A 25,216-nucleotide genomic window follows, 5' to 3' on the forward strand; every position below is an offset into this window, starting at 1 on the left:
GAGTCGAAAAGAACATAACTTGTTTTAGTACGTACTTTATTCTGAAACTCTGTTTTTGGTAGATGCCGATCAAGAAGTACACCAAAACTGCTTATCATCCCCCTTAAATAACGAGTCTCTACCATTGATCTGAACGCTCTCGGGTATTTAGAGAACGATTTCAGGGAGTAAACCAAAAGCTCCGGCTGTCATTGAGAAAAGAGGTGGGCCCATGTCAACGACTAAAGAGCTATCTAAAATGCTTAGCGAGTACAGGAGCGCCCACGATTTAAGTCAGGTAGAGGTGGCAAAATTATGCGGCATATCTGCAGAGTAGTATCAGAGGATAGAAATACCCAGTAAAATCTAAAGTGGAATAGTCTCTGATTGCTGTTTTGCTGGTGCGAAGTATAAGCACACAGAGAATACCTGTTATGTTCGCACCGGTGTTTTACCTGTTTTGCCGCGCAGATCTACTGCATGGGTAATGGATATGTTGACAACATACGGCGATATGGCTACAATAAATATAAGCAGTCGGCTATCTTTTGGCAGTGATTGCTGTCACCACCCGTGTGGGTGGTGTGGATTGAAATCTTAGAAGCATTTACCCGAATGGCTGGGTCGTTTTGTCACCACCCGTGTGGGTGGTGTGGATTGAAATACCGGTACACTCGGATAATCGAAAAAATCCGTGGTCACCACCCGTGTGGGTGGTGTGGATTGAAATGGCTACATAGTAGGCCAACTGGCTGCGGTAGTATGTCACCACCCGTGTGGGTGGTGTGGATTGAAATGCCAGTACATAGGGGACGATGAGTATGAGAGAAGTGTCACCACCCGTGTGGGTGGTGTGGATTGAAATACCACTGTCGTACCCATGCCGCAACCAGTGTTCGTCACCACCCGTGTGGGTGGTGTGGATTGAAATCTCGCGACCCTGTTTTAAAAAGCATAGCAGCCACGTCACCACCCGTGTGGGTGGTGTGGATTGAAATAATGTTAATGAAATGTGGCTACGGACCGGAATGGGGTCACCACCCGTGTGGGTGGTGTGGATTGAAATAAGACAAATTGTCTTATTATTTAGACAGCAAGACAGTCACCACCCGTGTGGGTGGTGTGGATTGAAATAATTTCTACGATTCGTACACCCTGCTTATGAGCGGTCACCACCCGTGTGGGTGGTGTGGATTGAAATACTAAATCCACCCCCTTGATCGTCATAATTCCCGTGTCACCACCCGTGTGGGTGGTGTGGATTTGTAATATGTGTGTTATATCCACGCTTGTCAAGAGGTCTTGTCAAAGTGATGTTGCTCTGACTGGTTTTGAGCGTATAGAGATCGCTTTGGTAAGCTGTTTTTAAAGTGGGGCTTGTCTGTGTATTCATCATTGCTCGGGGCCAGATCCTCTACATTTCACTGGGAATAACCGCATAGGCGATGGCCTATGCGGCCTTTTGCTTTTATCGGGACTTTTTCACCTGCTATAAAAGAGCAGTCTGCGGTCAGACTGCTCTTTTTTGTGGCGCTCGATACAGCAGGATGTTCGCGGTGGGCGGTGGGAAGGTGAGGCAGGTGAGACGGGTGTGCACAAAATGTAGAGGAGATGGACGGGGGTGGGCGGCATGCTGCCGGCTGGTGGGGCGACCGGGCGTACGGGGGATGAGATATGGGAATGATCGGCTTTGCCCACTGTATGAGTTGAGCCCGGGAGCTGGGGGTGGTGGAGGGGCGGCAAAAACCCGAAAAGTATGCTTTACAGCGGTGGTATAATGGTAACAAAAACCATCAGACAAAAATGGAGGAAAGATCTATGTCCTATATCACCGAGGGGTTAAAGCCCGAGCTGGCCCTGCGCTACTTTGAGGATCTCTGTGCGATCCCACACAATTCTGGCGACGAGGCGGCAGTAGTTTCTTATCTGCAGCAGTTTGCCGAAGAGCACGGGCTGTGGTGCCGAGTGGATGAGGCGCGCAATGTGGTGATAAAAAAGCCGGCCACGCCTGGATATGAAAACAGCCCCACCGTTATGCTGCAGGGACATACAGACATGGTATGTGTGAAGCTGCCCGGCGTGGAGCACGACTTTGCCAAAGACCCGCTGACTTTACAGCTGAAAGACGGGGTGCTCACCGCGAGCGGCACCACGCTGGGCGCTGACGACGGCACGGCGGTGGCCCACATGTTGGCCCTGCTGAGCGACGACAGCTACGAGCACCCGGCGCTGGAGTGCGTATTTACCTCGATGGAGGAGATCGGCCTGATCGGTGCGATGAAGCTGGATACCGGCGATCTGCAGGCCCAGTATCTCATCGCTATGGACAGCGGCGCCGGCCGCGAAGACGTGACCACTGTATCCTGTGCCGGCGGGCTGGTGCTGGATATTCGCCGGCAGCCCCAGTGGGAGCCGGTAGACGGCGGCCTTTTGACGCTGACGATCGAGGGCCTGCTGGGCGGGCACTCGGCTATGGCTATCGACCGGCAGCGGGGCAACGCGATCAAGCTGATGGGCCGTATTTTACACGATATGGCGGCGGTGAGCCCACTGCGCATCGCGTCGCTGCGGGGCGGCTCGAAGATGAATGCTATCGCCGCCGACGCGGTGGCGGTGGTGTGTGCCGAGGACCCGGCAGCCGCCGGTGCGGCGGCCCGGGCGACTGCGGCGGCGATAAAAGAGGAGCTCTCGGCCAGCGACGCCGGTTTTACCTTTACCTGCACGGACGGCGGCGGGGAGCAGAAGGCGCTGACTGCGGGCTGCACGGCGGCGCTCATCGACCTTTTGTACCTGCTGCCCGACGGAGTGCGCGCCATGAGCATGGATATGCCCGGGCTGGTAGTGGCTTCCTCTAACGTGGGCGTACTGACGGTGGGCGAAGACGAGATACTGGTGCGCGACTTTGTGCGCAGCGCCGAGGACAGTTTGCGCGATCTTATCGGCGGCGAGATAGACCGGCTCTGCGCGCTGCTGGGCTTTGCGGTGACGGTAGACGCCAAATTCTCGGGCTGGAAATTCGACCCCAACTCGCGGCTGCGGGCGCTGGCTACCGACCTGTACCAGCGCACCTTTGCGCGGCAGATGGAGCTAAACGCCGTGCACGGCGGGATGGAGATCGGTGAATTCAAGGCCAAGATGCCCCACCTGGATATCGTGTCGTTTGCCCCCGATTGCGGCAACCCCCACACGCCGGAGGAGTACCTGAACATCCAGTCGTTTGACAACATCTACCGCTTTTTGCAGCTGCTGCTGACGGAGATCGCCCACCAGCATTAAAAGACCTGTCTACTGAAAAAACCGCCAAACTTTTAAGGGGCGGTTTGTGCCGGGTGCCATAAAAGAGGACGGATGTCCGCAATCGGTGCAAAGTAGATTGACAAGCCAAACTGCCTGTGAGTACAATGTAGCTGTATGAGGTGAAAAAACGGGAGCGCTGCGCTCTCGACAATAGAATTTGGGAGGTAAAAACAGTATGTCTATGTTTAAATCTCTGGATGGCAAAAAGCTGGCCATCGGTCTGGTCCATTTAAAACCCCTGCCCGGTACACCGCTGTACCAGGAAGGTGACCTGGAACTGTCGATCGAGAAGGCGCTCAAAGACACGGAAGCGCTGATCAAAGGCGGCGCCGACGGCTGCCTGGTGCAGTCGGTCGACAAGATCTACCCCTCCACCGACGATACCGATTACGCCCGGGTGGCGGGTATCGCACTGGTCACCAATGAGGTGCGCAAGCTGGCCGGCCCCGACTTTAAGATCGGCATCCAGCTGATGTGGAACTGCATCACCCCGTCGCTGGCGGTGGCCAAGGTCTGTAAGGCCGACTTTACCCGCTGCACCGCCATGCTGGGCACCACTTCCTCGAACTTTGGCACCATCGAGGCCAACCCCATGAAAGTACAGAGCTACCGCCGCTACATCGGCGCGCAGGATGTGGATATGATCGCCGAGATCTCGGGTTATCACTTCCACGCCGGCGAGTACGACAAGGGCCACATCCAGACTTTGGCTCAGAGCGCCATGACCGTGGGCGCCGATGCGGTGGAGATCATGAGCCGCGACGAGGAACTCAACAACCGCATGGTGGAGGATATCAAGGCTCTGCCGGGCAACATTCCAGTGGTATTGGGCGGCGGCACCAACCTGGAGAACGTAAAACGCCGTATGAAATACGCTGACGCGGCGCTGGTGGGCGCCTGCTTTGAGGGCAACAACTGGGGCGGCAACATCGACCCCGAGATCGTCAAGGAGTATGTGGGCCTGCTGCGCTCTATCTAGAGAGCGGGCGGCACAGTGCAGGGCGGGTCGAGAGGCCGGTCGTGCGCGGCGCCACAGAGCGTACAAGTAAAGAGGGGCACGGCTGTTTATGAGGGGCAGCTGTGCCCCTTTTTTATAGGGCGGATGTTTGGCGCGTCGGCCCAGGCGGCTGGGAGCACCGGACTGAATGGGCGGGAGAGCAGTGGCGGCAGTGGCGGTTTGTGGGGCAGGGGCCGCTGCCGGCCGTTTATTGCCTGACGGGGTGCAGTGCTGGAAAACGGGCCGGTATGGGCAGCAGCGGCGGATTGCGGGCGATAGGGTCGGCGGGGAGGACGGCGAGCAGGTCTGGGAGGTCGCTATGCGCAGGGGGCGCGGCAAAGCGGGCTGTTTGGTGAGGGGCGCGGGGATAGAGGTGTGCCGGGCGCTGATTGATCTGAGGAAGTGCTGGCGGGGAGCTGTGCCGATGGGGTGCGGGCTGTTTAGCTGGTAGCTGACCGGGCCGGTGGCGGGTAGCCGGGCGGCGGTTTGCGGGGCGGGGGCCGCTGCCGGCAGTTTGTTGCCTGCCGGGGTGCAGCGCTGGAAAACGGGCCGGTATGGGCGGCAGCGGCGGATTGCGGGCGATAGGGTCGGCGGGGAGGACGGCGAGCAGGTCTGGGAGGTCGCTATGCGCAGGGGGCGCGGCAAAGCGGGCTGTTCGGTGAGACCGCGGGGATGAAGGTGTGCCGGGGCAGCGCATGGGGCCTGGAAATAGGGCCGTTTGGCGCAGTATGATCGTATATATTACCGCTGATCGCCGCAAAAATAGCGCGGCGACACGGCAACAGGAGAGGAGCAGAGAGATGAGAGAGATCACCGTGCGGGCCGCACAGAGGAGAGATGCGGCTGAGTTGGCAGCGCTCAACCGGGCGTTTAACGGGGCGACAGGCACCTGCGGGGCCGACGAGATGGCGGCGCTGCTGGAAGAGCCGGCAGAACAGGTATTGGTGGCGGTGGTAGACGGTGCAGTGGCTGGCTTTATCTGCGGGCATGTATGGCGCTCTATCTGCTACTCCGATATACAGGGGGAGATAAAGGAGCTGTATATCGGCAGCGATTACCGGCGGCTGGGGTTGGGGCAGCGGCTGATGGCGGCTATGGAGCAGTATTTGCGGGGGCGGGGCGTGCGGGCAGTGACCCTGTTTACCGGGCTGCAAAACACGGCGGCACAGGCTTTTTACGAGCGCTGTGGGTATACCGACCAGCAGCAGATGGAGTACGAAAAAAAGCTGTAGGACCAGCCGCTGCCAAAGATGGAGGGAATACGGGCCAATTATGGACCGGTGCACCGCGCCGGCAGCACAGAGGCGGGACCGGCAGAGCAGCCGCGGTGGAGATAAGAAAGCTTGTGCCGGAGCGGGAACACCAGACCGCCAGACGGCATAACGGCTACTGGTACCGCGGCGGCCGGCAGCTTGAGCAGGTCGCGTTGGAGACGGCGGCACATCGGAAGATTTGGCGGCAAAATTGACGGACGTATTTTGTTGTTGTGGCCCTCTGCACCGCCGAAACTGCCGCTTTGTTTTGAATGGGCGAAAAGATAAATGCAGGGCGCGGCGTGAGCTGCGCCTTTTTTGCGGTGGGGTGGCAGCGCCGGTGAGGTTATTGGGGGATGGCGCGATCTGACGGCGATGGGGGAATAAAGGATATAGACGCGTAGGGGATATATGGCAGACCGGCGAAAAGACGGCAGCTTTGGGCGGGTATAGCAGTCTCTGGGCCCGGTGATGAGACGGAGGATGATCGGAGGGTTTGGAAGCTGCCTGTTCTTATTTGTGGCGGTGAAAAAGAGATCTGGGTTTGGCGGTGGCGCAGTGGAAAAATGGCCGGCGGTGGCTGATGGCGGGGACAAGAGCGGCGTTTTTTATTCTCCGCCCCCAATATTCTGGCTTACATGTATGATAAAAAGGGGAGATGTGTTTCGAGGTGGCCGGCGGTGTTGCTGCTTGGCGGCGCGGTGTGAGGGGTGACCGACGCAGTCTGGAGAGTGGGGGGATAAACTGCGGGCGGGGCAGCGGTGCGCCTTGGCGCAGCAGGCGGCGGAGTAGAGTTGCAGGGAGGTAAAAGCAGGGGCGGCGGGGAGACAAAAAAGGCGCCCGGCAGGTGGTGCCGGGCGCCTTTTGGTGTGTGCAAAACAGGTTCGATCAGTTGCTGATAAGGCCCATGACGAAGATGATGCCGATGAGTATCGGCGCCACCCAGCGAATGAGAAAGCTGTACGCCCGCCGGATGGCAAAGCGTTTGCCGCAGCGCTCTACCTCGCTGGTGACGTTGCCGACGCCCCAGATGTGGCCCACAAAGATACAGGTGGCCAGAGCCGCCAGCGGCATGAGGATCTTGTCGGTCAAAAAGCCCATCGCGTCGAACAGGTTCATGCCGCCGATGGTAAAGTCGGCGAGCGGGCCCATAGACAGGCTGGCAAAGACCCCGATGGCCGCCATGATACCGCCCATCACCAGCGTGGCGGTGCGGCGCTTCCAGTGGAAGGTGTCGATGAAGAACGAGGCCACCACCTCCAGCAGGGCGATAGCGCTGGTGAGCGCGGCGATGAACACCAGGAAGAAAAAGGCCAGCCCGAATATGCGCCCCAGGGGCATAGAGTCGAACACTGCCGGCAGCGTTTTAAAGATGAGGCCCGGGCCGCCGGTGGGCTCCATGCCAAAGCTGAACACCGCCGGCATGATGGCCATGCCCGAGAGCAGCGCCATGAGCGTATCCAGCCCCACCACGGTGCAGGTATCCTTGGTGATGTTGGTATCCTTTTTTAAATAGCTGCCGTAGGTGATGGCGATGCCCAGCCCCAGGCTGAGACTGAAGAACACCTGGCCCATGGCCAGCACCACGGCGTTTATGAGCGCCTTGGGGTCGGACAGCAGCGAGGTGTCGGGCACAAAGAGAAAGCGCAGGCCTGCGAAGGCGCCGGGGAGCGTGACCGCGCGCCCCACCCCCCCGATGAGCAGCACGAACAGCAGCGGCAGCAGCCTTTTGCTGCGGGTCTCGATGCTTTTTTGCCCCCCGCCGATGACCACCAGCACCGCCACGGCCATAAACAGCAGGTGCCACACCACCGGCTGCACCGGCGAAGCGACAAAGGTGTCGAAAGCGGCGGGGGCACTGACGCTGGCGCCGGGGAGATAGCTGCCGATGTACTTCATGACCCAGCCGCCCACCACGCTGTAGTAGGAGAGAATGATGAAGGCGCAGCTGATCTCGATCACGCCGACGAAGGACCACTTTTTGTTGATGCTGCGAAAGGCGCCGATGGCATTGAGCTGTGTGTTGCGGCCGACGGCCATCTCGGACAGCATGATGGGGATGCCCAGGATCAGGGCGAACACCAGGTAGAACACGATGAACAGGCCGCCGCCGGAGATGCCCGCCACGTAGGGGAACTTCCAGAGATTGCCCAGACCGATGGCCGACCCGGCGGCGGCCATGATGAAGCCCAGTGAGCCGGTGAAGTGGCCCCGGCTTGGTTTTTTCTTGTTGTCCATGATCGATAACACTCCTCTTTTGTTGGCGGTGCGACCGGCCCCGGCTGCCCATAGGGGGCGTTGGCGGCCGGTGCTGGTCGCTGCTGCTGATACTGTTTTTTTGATGCTGGCGGAATGTGCGGGGCAGTGCCGGCTGGGGCGCGCCAGAGATACACAAAAAATGGGCCTGCCCCCACGCGGTGTGCGAAGGGACAGGCCCAAGTAGCCTGCGGTACCACCCAACTTGGCGCGCGGCGGCGCGCCCAACTCGGCGGGATGCGGTGCATCCCCGGCGGATAACGGTGCCTGCCGGGAGGTGCTAGTGGGGGCAGAGGCCCGGTTCACATCTCCACTCAGGGGCGACGGCGGCCCACTCCGCCGGACGCCGTGCTCTCACCTGCTCACGGCTCTCTGTAGGGGCGGAAAAAAGGGGGCGCTCTCCCCGTCGGCGTTTTGCCAGCGGTATTTGCCGCCGGCCCGGTGCAGCAGCCCGCCCGGGCCGGCGAGATAGCCCCTATTATAGCAAGATGGGGGAGAATTTGTCAAATAGCGGTGCCGCCGGCGGCGGGCGGCGCAGATTTCCCGGGAAATTATGGAGGGGCGCGCCGGCCGGGGGGCGTGACCGGGGCTATCCAGCGCGGGGCGCATATGGGGGACACGGACGGGCCCCGGGCAGCTGCCGGGCTTTGCGGCAGTGGGGGCTGTGGTTGTGGTTGGGGCTGGAGTTGGGGCGGTGCTGCTTGTCAGAACGGGGCAAAAAAGGTATAATCTACTCCATGGACAGGCGGCACAAGGCAAAAAGTGACACTGCTGCCGGGAAAGGAATTTTAGATGATGGAAAAGATAAGAAAGCTCTTGCGATCTGACCGGCTGTGGGAGCTGTTTCGCTTTGGCGTGACCGGCGGCCTGAGCTTTGTGGTGGATTACGGCATCATGATCGCACTGACCGAGCTGGCCGGGGTGCACTACCTGCTGTCTTCCGGCATCAGCTTTACGGTGTCGGTGGTGGTAAACTACCTGCTGTGCGTGCTGTGGGTGTTTAAGACCGACAAAAAGCAGTCGGCCAAGGCGGTCATCGTGTTCGTTGGCTCCAGCATCGTGGGGCTGGGGCTCAACCAGCTCATCATGTGGCTGCTGGTGGATATCGGCCACATCATGTACCAGCTGTCAAAGATCGCCGCCACCGCCATCGTTATGGTGTGGAACTACATCGCCAAGCGCAAAGCGGTGGAGATGTGAGCGCTGCCGCACCTTTTTAAAAGAGACTTAGAGTTCCCGGCGGGGCGGGGGCACATACGGGCTGGCCCGGTGGGGCGCTGCTCGGGCGCTGCCGCGGGGCGGCGAGCCGGACGGAGCACAGGCGCTGCGCTGCCCGCCGGCAGCAGAGAAGGACCGCCCGCAAAAAGTATCGCCGGGCACGACACAGGAGGGGCATACCATGACTACACTGATAAAAAACGGCATCGTCATCACCGAGGACCCCGAGGATCGGGTATTTTTAAAGGGCTGGGTGCGCATCGACGGCGACCGGATCACCGGCCTGGGGGAGGGGGACCCCGGCGATGCGGTGACTGCCGACCGGGTGATAGACGCCACCGGCAAAGCGGTGCTGCCGGGCATCGTGGACGTGCACACCCATGTGTGCGGCTCGCTTTTTAAGGGCATGACCGAGGACCCGGAGGGGGCCTTTTACGGTCTGGCGCTGCCCATGGAGCGGCTGCTGACCCCCGAGAGCACCTACACCCTGAGCATGCTGGGCGCCGCCGAGTGCTTAAAGGGCGGGGTGACCTGCATAAACGACATCTACCACTACATGCGCGACACCGCCCGCGCCATCGACGAGATCGGCATGCGCGGTGTGCTGGCCCATAAGATCATCGAGACTGACCTGTCGACCATCCAGTATCACGACTACACCCGCATCCCCAAAGAGGGGGCGGCCCGGGTGGAGGAGAACTGCCGCCTCATCGAGGAGTACCACGGCAAAGACGGGCGCATCTTCTGCCGCTTTGGCCCCCACGCCACCGACACCGTATCGATAGAGCTGGCCCGTAAGATCGTGGAGCTGGGCCACCACTACCAGGTGGGCTTTCACATCCACGTGGCCCAGAAGGTGCAGGAGGTGAACTTTTTAAAGGAGACCTACGGTCTGACCCCGGTGGAGTACCTGTGCGAGACCGGGCTGATGGGGGAGGACCTGGTGGCCGCCCACTGCACCTACATCACCGACCGCGACATCCAGCTGCTAAAAGAGGGCGGGGCCACCATGGCTCACTGCGCCGAGATGTACGGCAAGCGCGGCAGCTTTCCCCCCATGGAGAAGATCTATGGGAGCGGGGTGCGGCTGGCCTACGGCACCGACTGGGTGACCATGGACCCCTGGACCAGCATGCGCATCGCGGTGATGGCCGCCCGCATGGCCGGCTGCAAGCTGGATGATCCCAGCGCCCACACCGCACTGCGGCTGTCGACCATCGTGCCGGCCAAGTCGCTGGGGCTGGGCGACCGCATCGGCTCGCTGGAGGTTGGCAAGCAGGCGGATATCCTGCTTTTGGATATGCAGAGCCCCAACCTGACCCCGGTGTTCGACGACCCGGTGGCCACCATCGTCTACAATGCCAACCGCCACGACGTGCACACGGTGCTGGTGGCCGGCAAGGTGCTGGTGGAGGACCGGCAGCTCAAGACGGTGGACGAGGCCCAGGTGCTGGCTGAGGGCCAGCGGGCGGCCACCGCCATCTACCGCGACTATAGGGCCGGAAAATAGCGGCCGGCCCGGCATCCGTTACCCGTTTGCAGAGGAGGACCCACGATGAAAAAGCTGATGAAAGAATTTAAGGAATTTGCCCTGCGGGGCAACGTGGTGGACCTGGCCGTTGGCGTGATCATCGGCGCCGCCTTTCAGGGCATCGTCAAGTCGCTGACCGACGACATCATCTCGCCGCTCATCGGCCTGTTTGCCAAGACCGATTTCAGCGACCTGAAGGTGGCGGTGCTGGGGGTGGACATCCGCTACGGCGCCTTTGTCACCGCGGTGATCAACTTCGTCATCATGGCCTTTTTGATCTTTTTGCTGGTAAAAGGCATGAACCGGCTGGCCGGACTGGGCAAAAAGAAAGAGTCGGCGCCGCCCCCGAAGGAAAAGCGGCGCTGCCCGTTTTGCTTTGGCGAGCTGGACGACCGGGCCACCCGCTGCCCCCACTGCACCTCGCAGCTGGCCGGGCCTGAGCCGGGACCCGAGACAGAGCCCGACCAGCAGGCCGACCCGGCGGTATAGCCGTTTTGCGGGGCCGGCCGGCAAGAGACGGCAGGATAGAGGAGAGGTGCGGCGGCACCTCTCTTTTTTTGCGACTTTATGTGACAAAAAGCGGTGCGGCTGGGGAAACGTACCGGTTTTAAACGGCGCCTATTTGCAGATACTAGAGGTAAATAACTGCAAATGGGTGATGACGTGAGAGAGATCGAGCCAAGAGTAAAAAAGAAGACGAGAGACGACGTAAAGGTCTTTTTGATCGGCTGCGTGGGCTACAGCGCGCTGGAGATCTTGTGGCGGGGCTTTACCCACTGGAGCATGGCCCTGACCGGCGGCGGGTGCATGGTGGCCATCTATGAGCTGAACTGCCGCCATCCCCAGCTGCCGCTTTGGAAGAAGTGCCTGGCCGGGGACGGCATTATCACCGCCGCCGAGCTGGCAGTGGGCTGTGTGGTGAACCTGTGGATGGATTGGCACGTGTGGGACTACTCGGACCTGCCGCTCAATTTTTTGGGGCAGATCAGTTTGCTGTATTCCTGCCTGTGGTTTTTGCTGTGTATGCCCCTGTGCGGCATGAGCCGCAAGCTGCAGCAGGTTTTTGCCGGCGCCCGCGGCGGACGGCAGGCGGCGTCGCGGCTGGAGGGGCAGAGCCATTCGTAACAGCGGGTGGGTGACCGGCAGATGGGGCGCGGCCCCGCGTACATAAGAGCGCCGGACCGGGTTTGGCGGGGCGGCAGGAGCGGGCGGAAACACGCGGTGTGAACGGCCGGCGGACGGACCGCAACTTTTTATAAAAATGGGGCTTGCATTTTCTGGGAGATATGCTATAATAACACTTGTCGATAGCGAGGGGCTAGCGCCCGGCAGCTTATTTTTTTGACACTTGGGGTTTTAGCTCAGTTGGTAGAGCGCTGCGTTCGCATCGCAGAGGTCAGGGGTTCGACTCCCCTAAGCTCCACCACATTTTCCTGGAGGCGTAGCTCAGCTGGTTAGAGTGTTCGGTTCACATCCGAAAGGTCGTGGGTTCGAGTCCCTCCGTCTCCACCAAAAACACTGCACAGACAAACCGTCTGTGCAGTGTTTTTTTGTTGTGATCCACTTCATAGCCTGCTATTTTCTTTGGGTGAGATCTGGTCGTGGGCGGCCGCCGATCTTTGCGCGCCGTGAGCGGGTCATCTGTTCACGCCGCGCTCCAGGGTCTGTTTGGGCGGAGGTTTTCGCTGCGGCCAGCTAGGTGTTGGTGCGCAAGCCGCTGCCGGTATCGATGGTCTGTGGCTGCTGTGTCTGAGGTCCAGAGGGACAAGAGAGCTGGCAGCTGGCCTATCGACAGCTATTATAGAGGTGCAGAGCATGCGTATGGGTGTGCAATATGAGCGCACGGAGGACTGCCGCTGCCTTCGCACCTGCTTTTTATTATATCGTATTTGTGGTGGAGACCTGCCGCATGAGTTCTCGACATGTCGATACCGGGCGGCGACATAGCTGCAGTGTTTACAAACGAGCGGCTGTTTTTTAGCCGTGATCGCGGTCACCGTTCGAGCGGGTGGTGTGGGCCGAAAGGACTGTTGGCTCTGCCAGCGGTCTTTTTGTCTGTTAAAGTGAGGTCTGACATGGGCGGCGTGGGGGTGCTGGAACTGCCTGCCGCGGCCGATGGGCGGTGGTGTAAACTGCTGCGGATAGCGGTGAACGTTATGGGCGGGCTCTCGGCGGGAAATACATCTTTCGGGAGGCGCGGCGCTGCGGCGCACCGGGGCGGTGGGCAGCGCTTTTTTGATAGCGCGGGAAGGACCGGCGTGGTTTTGGACTCTGTTTGGGGGCTTATTACAGGGAACTGCGGGTGGGGGACATGTTCGGTACAGGGCGGGCTGTGTGCACGTGCAGACGCTGTCAACTGGCTTTTTCAGGTACTGCTCGAGCAGGCTTTTGGTGGGCGGGGGCGCCGTTTTATGTATGGCCCGACCCTGGCGCCCGGCAGTCGGCAAAGGCGGCGGGGGCACAGTGGGCAGAGAGCCGCCGACAGCGCCGGCGGGTTTGCCGCCGGGGCGGGACTGGGGGCGCAGTTTGGCGCGGCGGAGCGGCAGCGGCCCTCTGTGCTGCGCACCCGATTGACAAACTGCTGTGCGGGGCGATAAGATAGAAGAAGCGAATACATACAGGAGACATCTTACAGGCCGCGGCGCCGGGCTCCGACCGGGGACGGCGGGCGGCGAAAAAGGAGACGTGTGTTATGAGACAGTATGACCTGGACGAGATCATCGACCGCAAAGGGACTTTTTGCTCGAAGTGGGAGTTTATGCCCGGAGACGACCCCTCTGCGCTGCCCCTGTGGGTGGCGGACATGGATTTTGCCTGTGCCGCCCCCATCATCGAGGCGCTGCACGCGCGCATCGCCCGCAAGATCTTCGGCTACCCCGTGTACAACACCCCCGCCTATAAAGAGGCGGTCACCGGCTGGTTTCGGCGCCGCCACGGCTGGGAGGTAAAGGCTGACGACGTGTTTTTCTCGCCCGGGGTGGTGCCGGCCATCTGCTACCTGATCCAGGCGCTGTCACAGGTGGGGGACGGCATTGTCATCCAGCGGCCGGTCTACTACCCGTTCACCAACAGCATCGTAGGCAACGGCCGCAAAGTGGTCAACAACCCCCTGCGGTACGAAAACGGCCGCTACACCATGGACTATGCCGACCTGGATAAAAAGCTGGCCGACCCCGGCGTGAAGGGGATGATCCTCTGCAGCCCGCACAACCCGGTGGGCCGGGTGTGGTCGCTCGACGAGCTCAAAAAAGTGGTGGAGATCGCCAAGAAGTACGACAAGTGGATCATCTCGGACGAGATCCATTTCGATCTGGTGCGAAAAGGGATCGAACACACCCCGCTGCTCAAGGCTTGCCCCGAGTACAGAGACCGCATCGTCGTCTGCACCGCCCCCAGCAAGACCTTTAACCTGGCCGGTATGCAGCTGTCGAACATCGTGATCGAGAACCCCGAGTATCAGAAAAAGTGGCTGCACGTCATCGGCGACCAGAACTCGGTGGGCTTTGCCAACCCGTTTGGCATCACCGCCATGATCGCCGCCTACAACGAGAGCGAGGACTGGCTGGACCAGGTGAACGCCTATATCGACGGCAACATTGCCATGTGCAGAGAATTTGTGGCCGAACACCTGCCCCGGGCCACGATGGTGGACTGTGAGGGAACCTACCTGGTGTGGCTGGACCTGCGGGCCTACTGTGCGGACAAAGAGGAGCTGGAGGAGATGATGCTCCGCCGCGCCAAAGTGGCCCTGGATGAGGGCTACATGTTCGGCGAGGAAGGCATCGGATTTGAGCGCATCAATGTGGCTTGCCCGCGTTCGATCGTTCGGCAGTGCCTGGAGCGGATGGCCCAGGTGCTGGAGGGAAAATAGAGAAGAGTTACCTCTGTGCGGCGAGAGCCGGGCAGCCGGGGAGACCGGCCGCCCGGCTCTTTTTTTACCGCCGGCCGGGCTGTGGAGCAGATGGAGGTGGTAGGAGAGCGGAGAGAACGGCTGCGGGACGGCGGCCTTATGCCGGTAGATGACCAGCGGCGGCATGGGTTGAGCATGGGTTGGGCATGGGTTGGGCATGGGTTGGGCATGAACCAGGCGTGTAGTGGAGAAGATGCCGCCGCGGAGTGGGAGCGGTGTGAGACCTGCCGCCGGCTGAGGGGGGCGCGGCGGGGGCGATCTGCGGAAAAGCGGGGCGCATTGAGCGCGGAAAGGCGGGACTACAGGCGCCTATAAGAGGCAGCCGGCGGTATACGGGGGAAGCGGCCGTTGGGGCTGCCGCTGTGATCGCGACCTCCGCCGCTGTTGACGAAACTGCGGCTTTGGGTGTTGGTGGGGCGGGGTTTGACTGTGTGCCCGAGATAAGCGGGAGCTATATAGAGCGCGGCGGGGCGGGCGGTAGAGCACTGTGTTGGGGAGAGGTGGCCGGCTGTGGCTGCGCAGTCTTGTTGTAGCTTTCGACGCTGTTTGAGACCCGGGGTGAAGATGGGGAGCGCACCGGAGTTGCCCAAGGCCCGGCGGCGGGAGCATCTCGTAACAGAAGACGGAGCGCGGGAGCGGGGCGACCAGCTGTAGGGGCGCGCGGACAGCGGCGCCACGGCAGGCGCATGGTGAAAAGGTGGGATATAGTGGACTTGGCGGAGAGGCGTTCTTTTTTTGGGCGTTCTGCCCGGCGGCGGTTTGGCGCTGAGCAGGCAGAGCGCGGTGGTCGCCAGGGATCTGAGGGAGAAGATCTTGCGGGCAGCGGGAGGAGCAGTGTTTTTTAGATGTAACATAATGTGTATGTTTACTTAATAATTCTGGTATATATGTGCGCGCAAATTTGAGATAGAAAGAGGATCATAGAAAAAACAGCCGAATGAAATAGCGTTTGCTAACTTCGTATCAAAAAGAATACGATAGGACCTTGATGGCGGACATATAAGACATAAAATCTCTACATAGGAGGGATTTTATGGAAATTTTAGAAGCGTTTATCCGCCAGATGCGCGAGCATCGAGAGGCCCGACACTGGACTCAGGAAAGAGCAGCTTTTGAGTGTGCTGTTTCGGTGGAACACTACAAAAAAGTGGAGCGGGGCGTATCGACGCCCAGCTTGACCATCGCCGTGCGCATGGCCAGAGTGCTGGATATCGATCTAAACGCGCTCAAAAAATTAAAAGATGACAAGAGTGAAGAGACGCGATAGCCGGCTGTCGCGGTCGTAGGGCTGCCGGCCGGTACCGGCGGCGCCAGCGGCGATGCGTAGAGCGCAGAGCGGCGGGGCGAGAAAGCCCTGCCGCCGGCACAGTAGAGCTGCAGGGGGCTACCCACTACCCGGCACTGCGTGGAGCGGGGTGAGGTGGCCTGTTTGGCATACAGAGATATAACTTACTGGCAGGTCCTTTTGCCCGGCAGATCAAGGGGGCCGGCTGCCCATACTTTAAAAAGAGCGGAATATATGCAGCATGCATGCTGCGGCTGCCTGTCGCAGTTTAGCTGCCACCCTTGATGTGTCCGAAACGGATGAGCGCATTTTTACTGATAGTACAGCATTTGATCGGCGGCAGAAAATCTGCCCTGAACAGAGAAAATAGCGATTGGTGGTGAGCGCGGTGACAGATATACGAGAGCTGTTTTTACCAAATAGGACGTGCGACAGCAGGGATGAGCTACTGCGGTGTAAAATCGTCCCCCATGTTTCCCCCATGCCCCCACCGCCATAATGAGCACGGCGTGCGAAGGCGGCGACCACCCAATAAAAAAGCCCCCGGCTGTTTCACTGTGAAACAGCCGGGGGCTTTTTTTGCGGTATGCGGCGGGCGCGGCGCTACCGGTCCGGCTCGCGCTCCTGTTCTTGTTGGAGTTCCTGCTCCTGCTGGAGCTTTTGGCGCATAAAGCGGGCCATGTTTAAGAGCACCTCTTTGTCGTGGGCGGTGAGCTGGCGGCTCTCGTGCAAAAAGGCGTAGGTGAAGTCGTCCAGGGTGACGTCGCCGTCGGCGGGCGCGGCGGCGACATCGGGCCCGGTCTTGCCCAGCAGGTAGTCGGTGGTGACGCCAAAGTAGTCCGACAGTTTGGACAGCGTCTCGGCCGAGGGGAGCACCTCCAGACCTTCCTCCCACTTTTTCTTCCAGTTGGAGACCGCCGACTTGGGCACCCCGGCCTGCACCCCCACCGCCGACGGCTTTACCCCCGCCTGCTGGCACAACTGTACGTATCGGTCATAAAACATGGCAGCACACCTCGTAAAACTGGCAAAACAGAGAAGTTCTAAATATAAAACGAAAACCACTTGAATAGTTCTATAAAATGAACTATCATAGAGATACAGAGTTCATCAAAATGAACTTCTGACAACACCGGCGCGGACGAGCTCCGGCGCTGACACACAAATACAGTATAACACACCCAAAGCGTTAGTTCAATATACTGAACAGAGAGGGAAGAGCGATGCCGGCACAGTGGACGGGGGACGTGGTGCGGCGCATGCATCTGGCTGGCGTGCGCAGAAAGGAGCTGGCCCGGGCGCTGGGCTACAGCCAGGAGTATTTGGGGAAGATCCTAAACGGCCGCCGGGCGCCCCGCGGCGCGCAGCAGACCATCGAGCGGGCGCTGGATGCGCTGCTGGCCGGGCGCGGCGGTCTCGGCGCGGCAGAGGGGGCAGAGAGGGGAGAGAGACATGCTTGATCGGGTAGTGGGCGCCTTGGCGCTGGCGGGACTGGTGGCGGCGATACGGCTGTGTGCCAGCCAAACGCTGCCGCCGGCCCAGGCGCTGTTTTTGGGCCTTGTTAGCCTGGCGGGGCTGGTGGTGGCGGTGGAACACCGCTGGTACTGCCGCCTGCTGGGGCGGCAAAAACGGCGGCCGGCAAAGAGAGACCGGCCCATGATGTGAATTTTTGAGGAGGAGGTAAGGCGAAGTGGAGGAGCGCACAGCGGTGCTGTTAGAGCGCATTTTACTGATGAGCGACCTGCTGGCCGACCGGGTGCTGGCCGACCGGCCCTGCTGCGTGCTGGTGGATACCATCCAGGACGCAGCCCGAGAGATCCAGCTGGTGCAGGAAGACGGCGATGTGTGACCTCTGCCGCCGCAGCCCCTGCCACCCGCGCTGCCCCGGGTCTGGCGCGCGCTACTGCCCGCCCCGGTGCGCGGTGTGCGGCGAGCCGGCCAGCCAGCTGCAGGGCGGCACCGCCTACTGCGGCGTGTGCGGCGACTGGGCGGTGTACCGCGCCGCCGGCCGGTGCGACCGGGACGACTACCTGCACCACTGCGGGGCGCAGTACCGCTCGTTTGCGGCGGCGCGGGGAGAGGACTGCCGCGGCACAGCCGCCCAGGCGGCTTTTATAGAGGGGGACCTGGACGACTTTGCCCGCTGGATGTACCAAAACGGCCGGGCACAGCCGCCGCAGCGTTTCGAGTAAAAAAGTGAGAGACCCACAAAACAGGAGGATAAGACCTATGGCAGAGTGCAAAAGAACGCCCTGGAGCGACGCCCAGCTGGAACAGCGGTTGCGGGAATGTGTGGCGGAGATGCAGCTGGAGCGGATGCCCAGCTGCAGAGAGCTCAACGCGCATACCGGCAGCGGCGGGTTTTCGGCGCGGCTGGTGGCGGCGGGCGGGATGTACAGCTGGGCCCGGCGGCTGGGGCTGCCGCTGAAACAGAGCGCCACCGAGATCGGCCGGCAGGGGGAGGAGTACGCCGCGCTGTGGCTGCAGGCGCGGGGCTACACGGTGGAGCGAATGAGCGCCCGCCACCCCTACGACCTGCTCATCGACCGGGCGGTAAAGGCAGACGTGAAGTTTGCCCACCTGGGCGGCCGCCGACAGACGGGGAGGTATTCCTTTGAGCTGCGCAAGATATACCCCACCTGCGACATCTATCTGCTGGTGACCGAGGCCGAGGAGGGCTGCCGGGCAGTGTATGTGCTGCCGGCCCAAAACGCCATGCACCGCATGCTGAGCATGGGGTCGATCACCAGTAAATATCAAAAATACCGGGGCCGCACCGACATTATCGACCGTCTGCTGCGCGCCTTTGCCGAAGTGGGGTGAAAAGATGCCGAACCGCATCATTAAAGAGAGCATCTGTACCAGCGACACCGTCGACGAGCTGAACTGGTTCGAGGAAGTGGTGTTTTACCGCCTGATGGTCAACTGCGACGACTACGGGCGCATGGACGGGCGGCCGGCCATCATCAAGAGCCGGCTGTTCCCGCTAAAAAGCAGCGTGACCGAACACAGCGTGTGCGAGGCGCTCGAGCGGCTGGCGGCGGTGGGCCTGGTGCTCATGTACGCCTGCAGTGGCCGACCGTACCTGCAGCTGGTGACCTGGGAGCGGCACCAGCGCATCCGCAACCAAAAGAGCAAGTACCCCGCCCCCGGCGCGGCGCCGTCGGCCCCCGGCGAGCTGCGGACCACTGACAGCGGCTGTCAGCCGACGGCGGTCGGCTGCGGGCCCAATCCAATCCGGATCTAAATCCGAATCCGAATCTAAATCTAAATCTAAATCCATATCCGAATCCGGATCTCTATCCAATGCCGAGGGGGAGAGCGGAGCGGATGCGTGCAGCTGTGCGGCAGAGGAGGCGGGGTTTGCGCAGTTTTGGCAGATCTACCCCAAACAGCACGATGAGGCGGGAGCGCGGCGGGCATGGGCCAGACTGGCGCCGGATGCGGCGCTGACCGCCCGCATTTTGGCAGCGGTGCGCCGCCAGAGCCACAGCAAACAGTGGACCAAGGAGGACGGCCTGTATGTGCCCCACCCGGTGCGATACTTGGACGAGCAGCGCTTTAAGAGCGTGCGGCTGCCCGCCAGCGGCAGCTTTGACGCCGCAGTGCTGGATGACTGGGAGAACCGCTATCCGCTGCCCGCCGCCCCGCAGGAGCAGGTCGGGGCTGCCGGCAGCTGACCCGGCGGCCGGGGCGTGGAAGAGCGGGGCAGCAAAACAGCGGGTAACGGACGCGGTATTTGGCCGGTGCGTTGCCCCGGCGGCGCAGCGCTTGGGACTTGTGCCGCGCAGATGAGCGGAGCTCTGCGGCGGTGGTATGGCCGTGTTGTGGTGGGGCTGTTGTGGGGCTGTGGTGGCTGCACCTGTTGAGCGGGCCGAGCTGCAGCCGCTGGGCCTGCGGTGCTGTTGGACTGTTGTGCTGTTGCGGCGCGGGCAGCGCAATGAACGCAGAGCAGCCCGACGGCTGGGGCGATAGCGGTGGAAAGATTTAGAGGAAAGGTGCTTGGCTTTACAGCGGCTGCCCGGTGCAGTGCGGCGGGAGTGGATAACGGGGGAGGTCTGCGGTGTGGGTGAGCCGGCAACAGGGCTATCTGCGGGGTGTCGCGATGCGGCGCGGCGCTATTGGGCGACCGGCCTGTACACCCAAAGCGGTGGCGCTGGAAGGTGGGGTCTACCGTGCGGGGGCCGCATAGGGCCATTTTGGAGATATGCAGGCCGCGGCAGTCGACCTGGCCGGCCGGGCACACAGCAGGCGGTAGTTGGGCTGTGGTTGGGCAGTAGTTGGGCTATGGTTGGGTAGTGATTGGGTTGTGGTGGACGGTCGCGGCGGGGGTGACCGGGTCAGCACGGACAGCGGGCAGTCGGGCAGGACTGAACGGGGCTGCTCGGGGTGGGACCTTCGGTCAAAAGCGGACGCAAAGCTGGTGCGGCCCGATGTGGCTCGGTGCTGTCTGGTGCTGTTTGGTGCGACCCAATGCGGCCCGGCGCCCCGACTGGCTGTGAACGGCGATGCGGGGCATGTGGCTGGGCGGCGGTGCGGCAGCTGGTGGGGCTTTGCGGGCACCTGGTGGGGCTGTACCGGGTGGACACGGCGTGTGCTGTCTCTGGCGGGGCTTGGCTGGCCTTTGGGCGGCCCGGGTGCGGTGGTGGAGCGGCGACACATGCAGGCAACAGGTCGCCACCGCGTGTAGCCGGGGCAGTAGGTAGCGGCTAGAGGACAGAGGAGAGAGAACAGCGCGGTGCGAGCAGCGGGGGCAGGCGGGGTGCAGCGCGGCTCGGTGCTGTCTGGTGCTGTCTGGTGCGACCCAATGCGGCCCGGCGGCCCGACTGGCCATGAGCGGCGATGCGGGGCATGTGGCTGAGCGGCGGCGCGGCACCTGGTGGGGCTGTACCGGGTGGACACGGCGTGTGCTGTCTCTGGCGGGTCTTGGCGGGACCTCGGCGGCCCGGGCGCGGTGGTGGAGCGGCGATACATGCAGGCAACAGGTCGCCACCGCGTGTAGCCGGGGCAGGAGGTAGCGGGTAGAGGACAGAGGAGAGAGAACAGCGCGGTGCGAGCAGCGGGGGCAGGCGGGGTGCAGCGCGGCCCGGTGATGTCTGGTGCTGTTTGGTGCGACCCAATGCGGCCCGGCGCCCCGACTGGCTGTGAACGGCGATGCGAGGCATGCGGCTGGGCGGCGGCGCGGCACCTTGTGGGCTTTGCGGGCACCTGGTGGGGCTGTATCGGGTGGACACGGCGTGTGCCGTCTCTGGCGGGTCTTGGCGGGACCTCGGCGGCCCGGGCGCGGTGGTGGAGCGGCGATACATGCAGGCAACAGGTCACCACCGCGTGTAGCCGGGGCAGGAGGTAGCGGGTAGAGGACAGAGGAGAGAGAACAGCGCGGTGCGAGCAGCGGGGGCAGGCGGGGTGCAGTGTGGCTCGGTGCGGCCCGGTGTGGCTCAGTGCTGTTTGGTGCGACCCAATGCAGCCCAGTGCTCCGACTGGCTGTGAACGGCGATGCGGGGCATGTGGCTGGGTGGCGGTACCTGACGAGCGGTGTCTGTAAGAGCGGACCGCCCTGCGCCAGCTTGGGGGGCGGGCGGCAGCGGTGCGGTGTGATACCGGCCGCACAGTGTACAGTGGCAGACGTATGGACAGGCAGCCAAGCTACATGGCCCGATCTAGCGGCGGTTATTGTGCGCGCCATGAGCGATAAGCAGTGAGCAGTGAACAGCGGACCGACGCAGCGGGATGGAGCTGCGCACCGGCGGCGTCCAGGCGCCGAAACCTGCGGGATACAGACACGGGCCGCAGGCGCTCTCCGTCAGGACCAGGCAGAGGTCGGCCGGCTGGCCGACTGGCTGCGCCGCCACCGCACGGCATAGAGCGGTACAGAGAAGTGCCGAACAGATACCGGCGCCGCCGATGCACAGCGCCCGAAAACAGCTGTAAAGGGATAAGACTTGTAAGGTGAGAGATGTATACCGGGGCCGGGCGGGCAGGCACCACCGCGACCCGGCCGAGAAACAGAGGGGGAGCATATGTTGCGTTTACAGGAGCTGCTACAGATACACCGCACCCGGGCGGCGGCGGGAAACGCCACCGAGCGCCGGGTGGCTCTGGAGACCATTCGCGCGCTGGAGGAGCTGCGCGCCTATCGGCAAAAAGAGCCGCCGGGGGCCCACCTTGCTCGCTGAATTGGCGGCGCTGGTGCTGGCGGCGGCCGCGGCGGCACTGCCCCCGGCCGGCAGCTTTACCGTGTACGCCTACTGCACCGAGCGCTACCCCCACATCTGCGGCGGCAGCGCTTACACCTATTCCGGCGAGCCGGTACAGGCCGGGCACACGGTAGCGGTGGACCCCGCGGTGATCCCGCTGGGCAGTTGGCTGTATATCGAGGGGCTGGGCTGGCGGCAGGCGGCCGATACCGGCAGCGCCATAGACGGCCGCCGGCTGGACCTGGCGGTGTGCACACACGAGGAGGCCCTGACCTGGGGCGTACAGCACCGGCAGGTGTGGATATGGGAGGGAGATACATGTTTACAGCGGCCGACCAATTGAGCCAGCTGCCCCATCTGCGGCGGGAGATCGGGCAGCTGCAGCGGCGCATCGAGACGCTCAGAGACCAGGCGGTGTACACCGCCGACCGGGTGCAGAGCTCGCAGCGGCAGTTTCCCTACCGGGCGGGCACCGTGCGCATAGTGGGGCTGGATATGCAGCACAGCGAGAGCCGCCGCTACCAGCAGCAGATCGCCGGGCTGTTGGCGGTGCTGCGCCAGCGCCAGCGGCGGCTGCTGCAGCTGGCCGCGGCGCTGGAAAAACAGATCGCCGCGCTGCCCGACAGCCGACACCGGCAGGTGCTCACACTGCGCTTTATCGAGGGGCTGACCGCAGCCCAGACGGCCCAGGTGATGGACTACAGCCACCGGCAGGTCGACCGGCTGCAAAAGGAGGCCGCCGCCCAGCTGCGCCGGTAGCGCGGCCGCAGACACGGCGCAGATCGCCGCGGGGACCTGATGCGTGATGAGACGTGGGCGCAGCCACCTGCCGGGCGGGCTGTTGGGCCGCCATCTGTGCCGCCGTGTGCGCCGGCGGCGCGCGGAGCAACGGCCGGGTCCCTTTACAGCCAGTGTTTTCCCCCTGTGCCGCCAACAGGGCCTGGACCGCCGGCCCGGCCCATCCCCCAGGGGCGCTGACCATCTGGTAAAAGAGTTGCCCGATACCCGACCGCTGTAGGCTGAGCGCTGTTTTTTATGGTATCGGTGCGGCAGTGCGGGTGTAAGCAGTGCCGCGCCAAACCGCAAATGGGGCGTCGGCGGCCACTGCGGCTACGCTGCCGCCATTTTGTCCGCCGGGCATGTTATAGATGCTGTTTTGTCAGCGGCAGGAGATATCTTTTGCCTGCGCGGCGGCCGGACCGGGGCCTGTGCACGCTTTGGCGTAGGGGGAAGCTGCGGCGGGGCTGCTGCAGCTGTTTTAGCAGCTCGCACTGGGCGCAGGTGTCGGCGATCGCCGCCGACGAGAAACAGGCGCAGGGCCAACAGATACAGGGCAAAAGCGCCGATCTCCTGTGCGTCCCGCCGCAAAAGGCGCCTGTTTTGGTGCGGCACAAAACAGCCGGGGCTGCAGGAGGGGAATACCGGCTCTAAAAATAGAGACCGCGGCCGCGGCCAAGCCCGCAGTGTGTCCCCACCGCCAGCCACCAGCCACCAGCCACCGGCCACCGCGGCCTGATGGTTGCCCCGCGTTTAAGAGAGAGGAGGACCTGTATGGATTTTGACCCCCAATTTTGGGTGCAGATACTCATCTACGCCGTGTCGTTCGGCGTGGTGTACGGGCAGATCACCACCCGTATCAAGTATCTCGAGCAAAAAGTGGACAAGCACAACGAGGTGGTGGAGCGCATGGCGATGGCCGAGCGCGACATCAAGAGCGCCCACCGCCGCATCGACGAGATGAGGGAGGAATTGCCGTGAAGATCAACTGGAGAGTACGGCTCAAAAATCCGGTGTTTTGGGCGCAACTGGCGGCGGCTATCGTGCTGCCTATCCTGGCCTATCTGGGCCTCGCCTGGGGCGATATGACCAGCTGGGCGGCGCTGGGCGGCATTTTGGTGCAGGCGGTAAAAAACCCGGTGATCCTGGTGTCGGTGGTGGTGTCGGTGTGGGGCATTGTAAACGACCCCACCACCGCCGGCCTGGGCGACAGCAAAAAGGCGCTGGGTTACCAGCGCCCCAAACAGGAGGAACAGTGATATGGCTCAGCAGCTCATCCAACCGGTAAACGATATGACCGTTACCGCCAGCTACCGGTGGGGCGGGGCCTACCGCGCCCGCTTTGGCAGCGACCACTACGGCCAAGACGTGGTGGGCAGTTCCACCGTGTACGCCCAGGGCAGCGGCCGGGTGCTGTTTGCCGGCTGTGACCGTGTGTGCGGCTACGTGGTGGGCATCCTCTACGACGAGGTGCAAAACCACTTTGACGGCGGCAGCTGCCCGGTGGTGGGGCGCTACTTTCACCTGGCCGGCGTGCAGGTGCAGCCCGGCCAGCGGGTAGACAAAGATACCGTCATCGGCATCATGGGCAGCACCGGCGCGCTGACCACCGGCCGGCACCTGCACATCGAGCTGGACCGCGACACCGCCTACCCGGCCTACACCCCCACCCTGACCGGCGATTCGAACATCCTAAAGGCCGGACTGCGCGGTACGAAAGACACCACCCTCGACCCCATGCGCCTGACCCACTGCAAGACCTCTGGTCCTGATAACCAGCGCTGCGCGGTGGGGGACGGTATCGCCTGGGTCGACCCCCGCGACGGCGCTATCCCCCGCATTCAGTAGCGGGGGAGCGGGCCGATAAGTAAATGAGGTAGATAAGCAGCAGAGGAACGTATTTAGAGGACGTTCCTCTGCTGTTATGTGTATATGTTGTAGGCGTATTTAATAAAAAAGTGATAAAACATTGATTTTTATTAAGATATTTGCTATGATCAAATGCGAGGAACAAATTGTATAAAATAACATTACTTAGAATGGAGAATTGTCATGCCGATCATGTTGACCTTTTCACGTGCTGTATATCAGTATAGGAAAGCACATCATTTATCACAGGAAAAAATGGCCGAGCGATGTGGTATATCTGTTGCACACTATAAAAGATTTGAAAAAGGGGAGACAAATGTAGGACTGGATATCGCACTGCGTATTGCTGAAGTATCGGAGGTCCGCCTGGATGGGCTGAATAAGAGAGAAGTAGGGACGATAGAGACGTGATTTTATTTGACGTCTCGGCTACGTTGTGTGTATAGTGTAAGGTACAGTACCGATAGCGCATATCGCAATATTTTTTGACGCCTGGTAAAAAAGGCGTACTGGATTGAAATGAAGTTCTGTTTTTTTAGAGACCCGTGTCGCCGGGTTCGTCGCCCCCGTATAGGCGGCGTGGATTTTTGGCTATCGGTACAACAAAACAGGGCGGTCACTGCAGTGACCGCCCTGTTTTGTTGTCT

At 61.7% G+C, this 25,216-nt stretch carries 25 protein-coding genes, 2 tRNA genes and 1 CRISPR repeat array; of the genes, 25 read left to right on the top strand and 2 right to left on the bottom strand.

All coding sequences use genetic code 11. From position 1 onward, the window contains the following. Positions 1–542: 542 nt before the first annotated feature. Positions 543–1,248: a CRISPR direct-repeat array (repeat unit 33 nt; unit sequence GTCACCACCCGTGTGGGTGGTGTGGATTGAAAT). A gap of 549 nt (positions 1,249–1,797) precedes the next feature. The 3 genes from pepD (at position 1,798) to C6Y32_RS05375 (ending at position 5,505) form a co-directional block, all read left to right on the top strand. Next, positions 1,798–3,255, top strand: coding sequence for a beta-Ala-His dipeptidase (pepD, locus tag C6Y32_RS05360; protein ID WP_164998143.1), 1,458 nt, complete (start codon positions 1,798–1,800; stop codon positions 3,253–3,255). Positions 3,256–3,451: 196 nt separating this feature from the next. Then, positions 3,452–4,255: a BtpA/SgcQ family protein gene (locus tag C6Y32_RS05365; RefSeq protein ID WP_243206184.1), complete on the top strand. Its 804-nt coding sequence runs from the start codon at positions 3,452–3,454 to the stop codon at positions 4,253–4,255. A gap of 818 nt (positions 4,256–5,073) precedes the next feature. Continuing rightward, complete coding sequence (locus C6Y32_RS05375) at positions 5,074–5,505, top strand: GNAT family N-acetyltransferase (protein WP_164998144.1); 432 nt, start codon at positions 5,074–5,076, stop codon at positions 5,503–5,505. A 909-nt stretch (positions 5,506–6,414) separates the two neighbouring features. Here the strand turns inward: C6Y32_RS05375 and C6Y32_RS05380 are convergent. Then, on the bottom strand, positions 6,415–7,764 hold the full coding sequence (locus tag C6Y32_RS05380; protein ID WP_105204317.1) for a sodium-dependent transporter: 1,350 nt from the start codon (positions 7,762–7,764) through the stop codon (positions 6,415–6,417). An 813-nt stretch (positions 7,765–8,577) separates the two neighbouring features. On the opposite strand from C6Y32_RS05380, the gene C6Y32_RS05385 reads away from it, so the two are divergent. The 8 genes from C6Y32_RS05385 to C6Y32_RS05430 all read left to right on the top strand — a co-directional run bounded on the left by C6Y32_RS05385 (position 8,578) and on the right by C6Y32_RS05430 (position 15,708). Continuing rightward, positions 8,578–8,982, top strand: coding sequence for a GtrA family protein (locus tag C6Y32_RS05385; protein ID WP_178089659.1), 405 nt, complete (start codon positions 8,578–8,580; stop codon positions 8,980–8,982). A 199-nt stretch (positions 8,983–9,181) separates the two neighbouring features. After that, a complete protein-coding gene (locus C6Y32_RS05390) occupies positions 9,182–10,510 on the top strand; it encodes an amidohydrolase family protein (protein ID WP_105204318.1) in 1,329 nt (442 codons plus the stop codon). Positions 10,511–10,555: 45 nt separating this feature from the next. Further along, complete coding sequence (gene mscL, locus C6Y32_RS05395; RefSeq protein WP_105204319.1) at positions 10,556–11,020, top strand: large conductance mechanosensitive channel protein MscL; 465 nt, start codon at positions 10,556–10,558, stop codon at positions 11,018–11,020. 162 nt (positions 11,021–11,182) lie between these two features. After that, on the top strand, positions 11,183–11,656 hold the full coding sequence (locus C6Y32_RS05400; RefSeq protein ID WP_105204320.1) for a putative ABC transporter permease: 474 nt from the start codon (positions 11,183–11,185) through the stop codon (positions 11,654–11,656). Positions 11,657–11,881: 225 nt separating this feature from the next. Continuing rightward, positions 11,882–11,957, top strand: a tRNA-Ala gene (locus C6Y32_RS05405). 9 nt (positions 11,958–11,966) lie between these two features. Next, a tRNA-Val gene (locus C6Y32_RS05410) sits at positions 11,967–12,043 on the top strand. Positions 12,044–13,223: 1,180 nt separating this feature from the next. After that, positions 13,224–14,402, top strand: a complete 1,179-nt coding sequence (locus tag C6Y32_RS05420) for a MalY/PatB family protein (protein WP_105204322.1) — start codon at positions 13,224–13,226, stop codon at positions 14,400–14,402. A 1,072-nt stretch (positions 14,403–15,474) separates the two neighbouring features. Further along, on the top strand, positions 15,475–15,708 hold the full coding sequence (locus C6Y32_RS05430) for a helix-turn-helix domain-containing protein (RefSeq protein WP_105204324.1): 234 nt from the start codon (positions 15,475–15,477) through the stop codon (positions 15,706–15,708). Between the two features lie 621 nt (positions 15,709–16,329). Here the strand turns inward: C6Y32_RS05430 and C6Y32_RS05435 are convergent. Next, on the bottom strand, positions 16,330–16,731 hold the full coding sequence (locus C6Y32_RS05435; RefSeq protein ID WP_105204325.1) for a helix-turn-helix domain-containing protein: 402 nt from the start codon (positions 16,729–16,731) through the stop codon (positions 16,330–16,332). Between the two features lie 218 nt (positions 16,732–16,949). Here C6Y32_RS05435 and C6Y32_RS05440 point away from each other — a divergent pair, with 218 nt between their 5' ends. From C6Y32_RS05440 to C6Y32_RS05495, 14 genes are all read left to right on the top strand, one after another. Next, positions 16,950–17,186, top strand: a complete 237-nt coding sequence (locus tag C6Y32_RS05440) for a helix-turn-helix domain-containing protein (RefSeq protein WP_105204326.1) — start codon at positions 16,950–16,952, stop codon at positions 17,184–17,186. After that, positions 17,179–17,391: a hypothetical protein gene (locus C6Y32_RS05445; RefSeq protein ID WP_105204327.1), complete on the top strand. Its 213-nt coding sequence runs from the start codon at positions 17,179–17,181 to the stop codon at positions 17,389–17,391. The genes C6Y32_RS05440 and C6Y32_RS05445 overlap by 8 nt, the downstream gene beginning before the upstream one ends. Positions 17,392–17,416: 25 nt before the next feature. Continuing rightward, a complete protein-coding gene (locus C6Y32_RS15285; RefSeq protein WP_164998145.1) occupies positions 17,417–17,575 on the top strand; it encodes a hypothetical protein in 159 nt (52 codons plus the stop codon). Next, a complete protein-coding gene (locus C6Y32_RS05450) occupies positions 17,568–17,918 on the top strand; it encodes a hypothetical protein (protein ID WP_105204328.1) in 351 nt (116 codons plus the stop codon). Before C6Y32_RS15285 ends, C6Y32_RS05450 begins: the two co-directional genes overlap by 8 nt. 37 nt (positions 17,919–17,955) lie before the next feature. Continuing rightward, complete coding sequence (locus C6Y32_RS05455; protein WP_105204329.1) at positions 17,956–18,549, top strand: PDDEXK family nuclease; 594 nt, start codon at positions 17,956–17,958, stop codon at positions 18,547–18,549. Positions 18,550–18,553: 4 nt separating this feature from the next. After that, positions 18,554–18,973 carry a hypothetical protein gene (locus C6Y32_RS05460; protein WP_105204330.1) on the top strand — a complete coding sequence of 140 codons (420 nt, stop codon included), beginning with the start codon at positions 18,554–18,556 and terminating at the stop codon, positions 18,971–18,973. Positions 18,974–19,190: 217 nt separating this feature from the next. Beyond that, positions 19,191–19,406, top strand: coding sequence for a hypothetical protein (locus C6Y32_RS15105; RefSeq protein WP_129589392.1), 216 nt, complete (start codon positions 19,191–19,193; stop codon positions 19,404–19,406). A gap of 2,340 nt (positions 19,407–21,746) precedes the next feature. Then, positions 21,747–21,902: a hypothetical protein gene (locus C6Y32_RS15290; RefSeq protein ID WP_164998136.1), complete on the top strand. Its 156-nt coding sequence runs from the start codon at positions 21,747–21,749 to the stop codon at positions 21,900–21,902. Continuing rightward, positions 21,892–22,266, top strand: coding sequence for a 3D domain-containing protein (locus C6Y32_RS05465; protein ID WP_207204810.1), 375 nt, complete (start codon positions 21,892–21,894; stop codon positions 22,264–22,266). Before C6Y32_RS15290 ends, C6Y32_RS05465 begins: the two co-directional genes overlap by 11 nt. Further along, complete coding sequence (locus tag C6Y32_RS05470) at positions 22,242–22,682, top strand: sigma factor-like helix-turn-helix DNA-binding protein (protein ID WP_164998146.1); 441 nt, start codon at positions 22,242–22,244, stop codon at positions 22,680–22,682. The genes C6Y32_RS05465 and C6Y32_RS05470 overlap by 25 nt, the downstream gene beginning before the upstream one ends. A gap of 792 nt (positions 22,683–23,474) precedes the next feature. Next, positions 23,475–23,681 (top strand): hypothetical protein, encoded by a 207-nt coding sequence (locus C6Y32_RS05480; RefSeq protein ID WP_105204333.1) that lies wholly within the window; start codon positions 23,475–23,477, stop codon positions 23,679–23,681. Beyond that, positions 23,678–23,959, top strand: a complete 282-nt coding sequence (locus tag C6Y32_RS05485) for a phage holin (RefSeq protein WP_186487759.1) — start codon at positions 23,678–23,680, stop codon at positions 23,957–23,959. The genes C6Y32_RS05480 and C6Y32_RS05485 overlap by 4 nt, the downstream gene beginning before the upstream one ends. A gap of 1 nt (position 23,960) precedes the next feature. Beyond that, the gene (locus C6Y32_RS05490) at positions 23,961–24,548 is read left to right on the top strand and encodes a M23 family metallopeptidase (RefSeq protein WP_105204334.1); all 588 of its coding nucleotides are present in this window, start codon (positions 23,961–23,963) and stop codon (positions 24,546–24,548) included. Positions 24,549–24,752: 204 nt separating this feature from the next. Further along, complete coding sequence (locus C6Y32_RS05495) at positions 24,753–24,980, top strand: helix-turn-helix domain-containing protein (protein ID WP_105204335.1); 228 nt, start codon at positions 24,753–24,755, stop codon at positions 24,978–24,980. The last annotated feature ends 236 nt before the right edge of the window (positions 24,981–25,216 follow it).

Origin of the sequence: Neobittarella massiliensis (ex Bilen et al. 2018) (assembly GCF_900289145.1) — a bacterium.
Taxonomy (GTDB): Bacteria; Bacillota; Clostridia; order Oscillospirales; family Ruminococcaceae; genus Neobittarella; species Neobittarella massiliensis.

Bases quoted from the DNA above. Each gene is read 5' to 3' on its own strand.
- pepD (WP_164998143.1), top strand. From the start codon at position 1,798: ATGTCCTATATCACCGAGGGGTTAAAGCCCGAGCTGGCCCTGCGCTAC.
- C6Y32_RS05365 (WP_243206184.1), top strand. From the start codon at position 3,452: ATGTCTATGTTTAAATCTCTGGATGGCAAAAAGCTGGCCATCGGTCTG.
- C6Y32_RS05375 (WP_164998144.1), top strand. From the start codon at position 5,074: ATGAGAGAGATCACCGTGCGGGCCGCACAGAGGAGAGATGCGGCTGAG.
- C6Y32_RS05380 (WP_105204317.1), bottom strand. From the start codon at position 7,764: ATGGACAACAAGAAAAAACCAAGCCGGGGCCACTTCACCGGCTCACTG.
- C6Y32_RS05385 (WP_178089659.1), top strand. From the start codon at position 8,578: ATGGAAAAGATAAGAAAGCTCTTGCGATCTGACCGGCTGTGGGAGCTG.
- C6Y32_RS05390 (WP_105204318.1), top strand. From the start codon at position 9,182: ATGACTACACTGATAAAAAACGGCATCGTCATCACCGAGGACCCCGAG.
- mscL (WP_105204319.1), top strand. From the start codon at position 10,556: ATGAAAAAGCTGATGAAAGAATTTAAGGAATTTGCCCTGCGGGGCAAC.
- C6Y32_RS05400 (WP_105204320.1), top strand. From the start codon at position 11,183: ATGGGTGATGACGTGAGAGAGATCGAGCCAAGAGTAAAAAAGAAGACG.
- C6Y32_RS05420 (WP_105204322.1), top strand. From the start codon at position 13,224: ATGAGACAGTATGACCTGGACGAGATCATCGACCGCAAAGGGACTTTT.
- C6Y32_RS05430 (WP_105204324.1), top strand. From the start codon at position 15,475: ATGGAAATTTTAGAAGCGTTTATCCGCCAGATGCGCGAGCATCGAGAG.
- C6Y32_RS05435 (WP_105204325.1), bottom strand. From the start codon at position 16,731: ATGTTTTATGACCGATACGTACAGTTGTGCCAGCAGGCGGGGGTAAAG.
- C6Y32_RS05440 (WP_105204326.1), top strand. From the start codon at position 16,950: ATGCCGGCACAGTGGACGGGGGACGTGGTGCGGCGCATGCATCTGGCT.
- C6Y32_RS05445 (WP_105204327.1), top strand. From the start codon at position 17,179: ATGCTTGATCGGGTAGTGGGCGCCTTGGCGCTGGCGGGACTGGTGGCG.
- C6Y32_RS05450 (WP_105204328.1), top strand. From the start codon at position 17,568: ATGTGTGACCTCTGCCGCCGCAGCCCCTGCCACCCGCGCTGCCCCGGG.
- C6Y32_RS05455 (WP_105204329.1), top strand. From the start codon at position 17,956: ATGGCAGAGTGCAAAAGAACGCCCTGGAGCGACGCCCAGCTGGAACAG.
- C6Y32_RS05460 (WP_105204330.1), top strand. From the start codon at position 18,554: ATGCCGAACCGCATCATTAAAGAGAGCATCTGTACCAGCGACACCGTC.
- C6Y32_RS15290 (WP_164998136.1), top strand. From the start codon at position 21,747: ATGTTGCGTTTACAGGAGCTGCTACAGATACACCGCACCCGGGCGGCG.
- C6Y32_RS05470 (WP_164998146.1), top strand. From the start codon at position 22,242: ATGTTTACAGCGGCCGACCAATTGAGCCAGCTGCCCCATCTGCGGCGG.
- C6Y32_RS05480 (WP_105204333.1), top strand. From the start codon at position 23,475: ATGGATTTTGACCCCCAATTTTGGGTGCAGATACTCATCTACGCCGTG.
- C6Y32_RS05490 (WP_105204334.1), top strand. From the start codon at position 23,961: ATGGCTCAGCAGCTCATCCAACCGGTAAACGATATGACCGTTACCGCC.
- C6Y32_RS05495 (WP_105204335.1), top strand. From the start codon at position 24,753: ATGCCGATCATGTTGACCTTTTCACGTGCTGTATATCAGTATAGGAAA.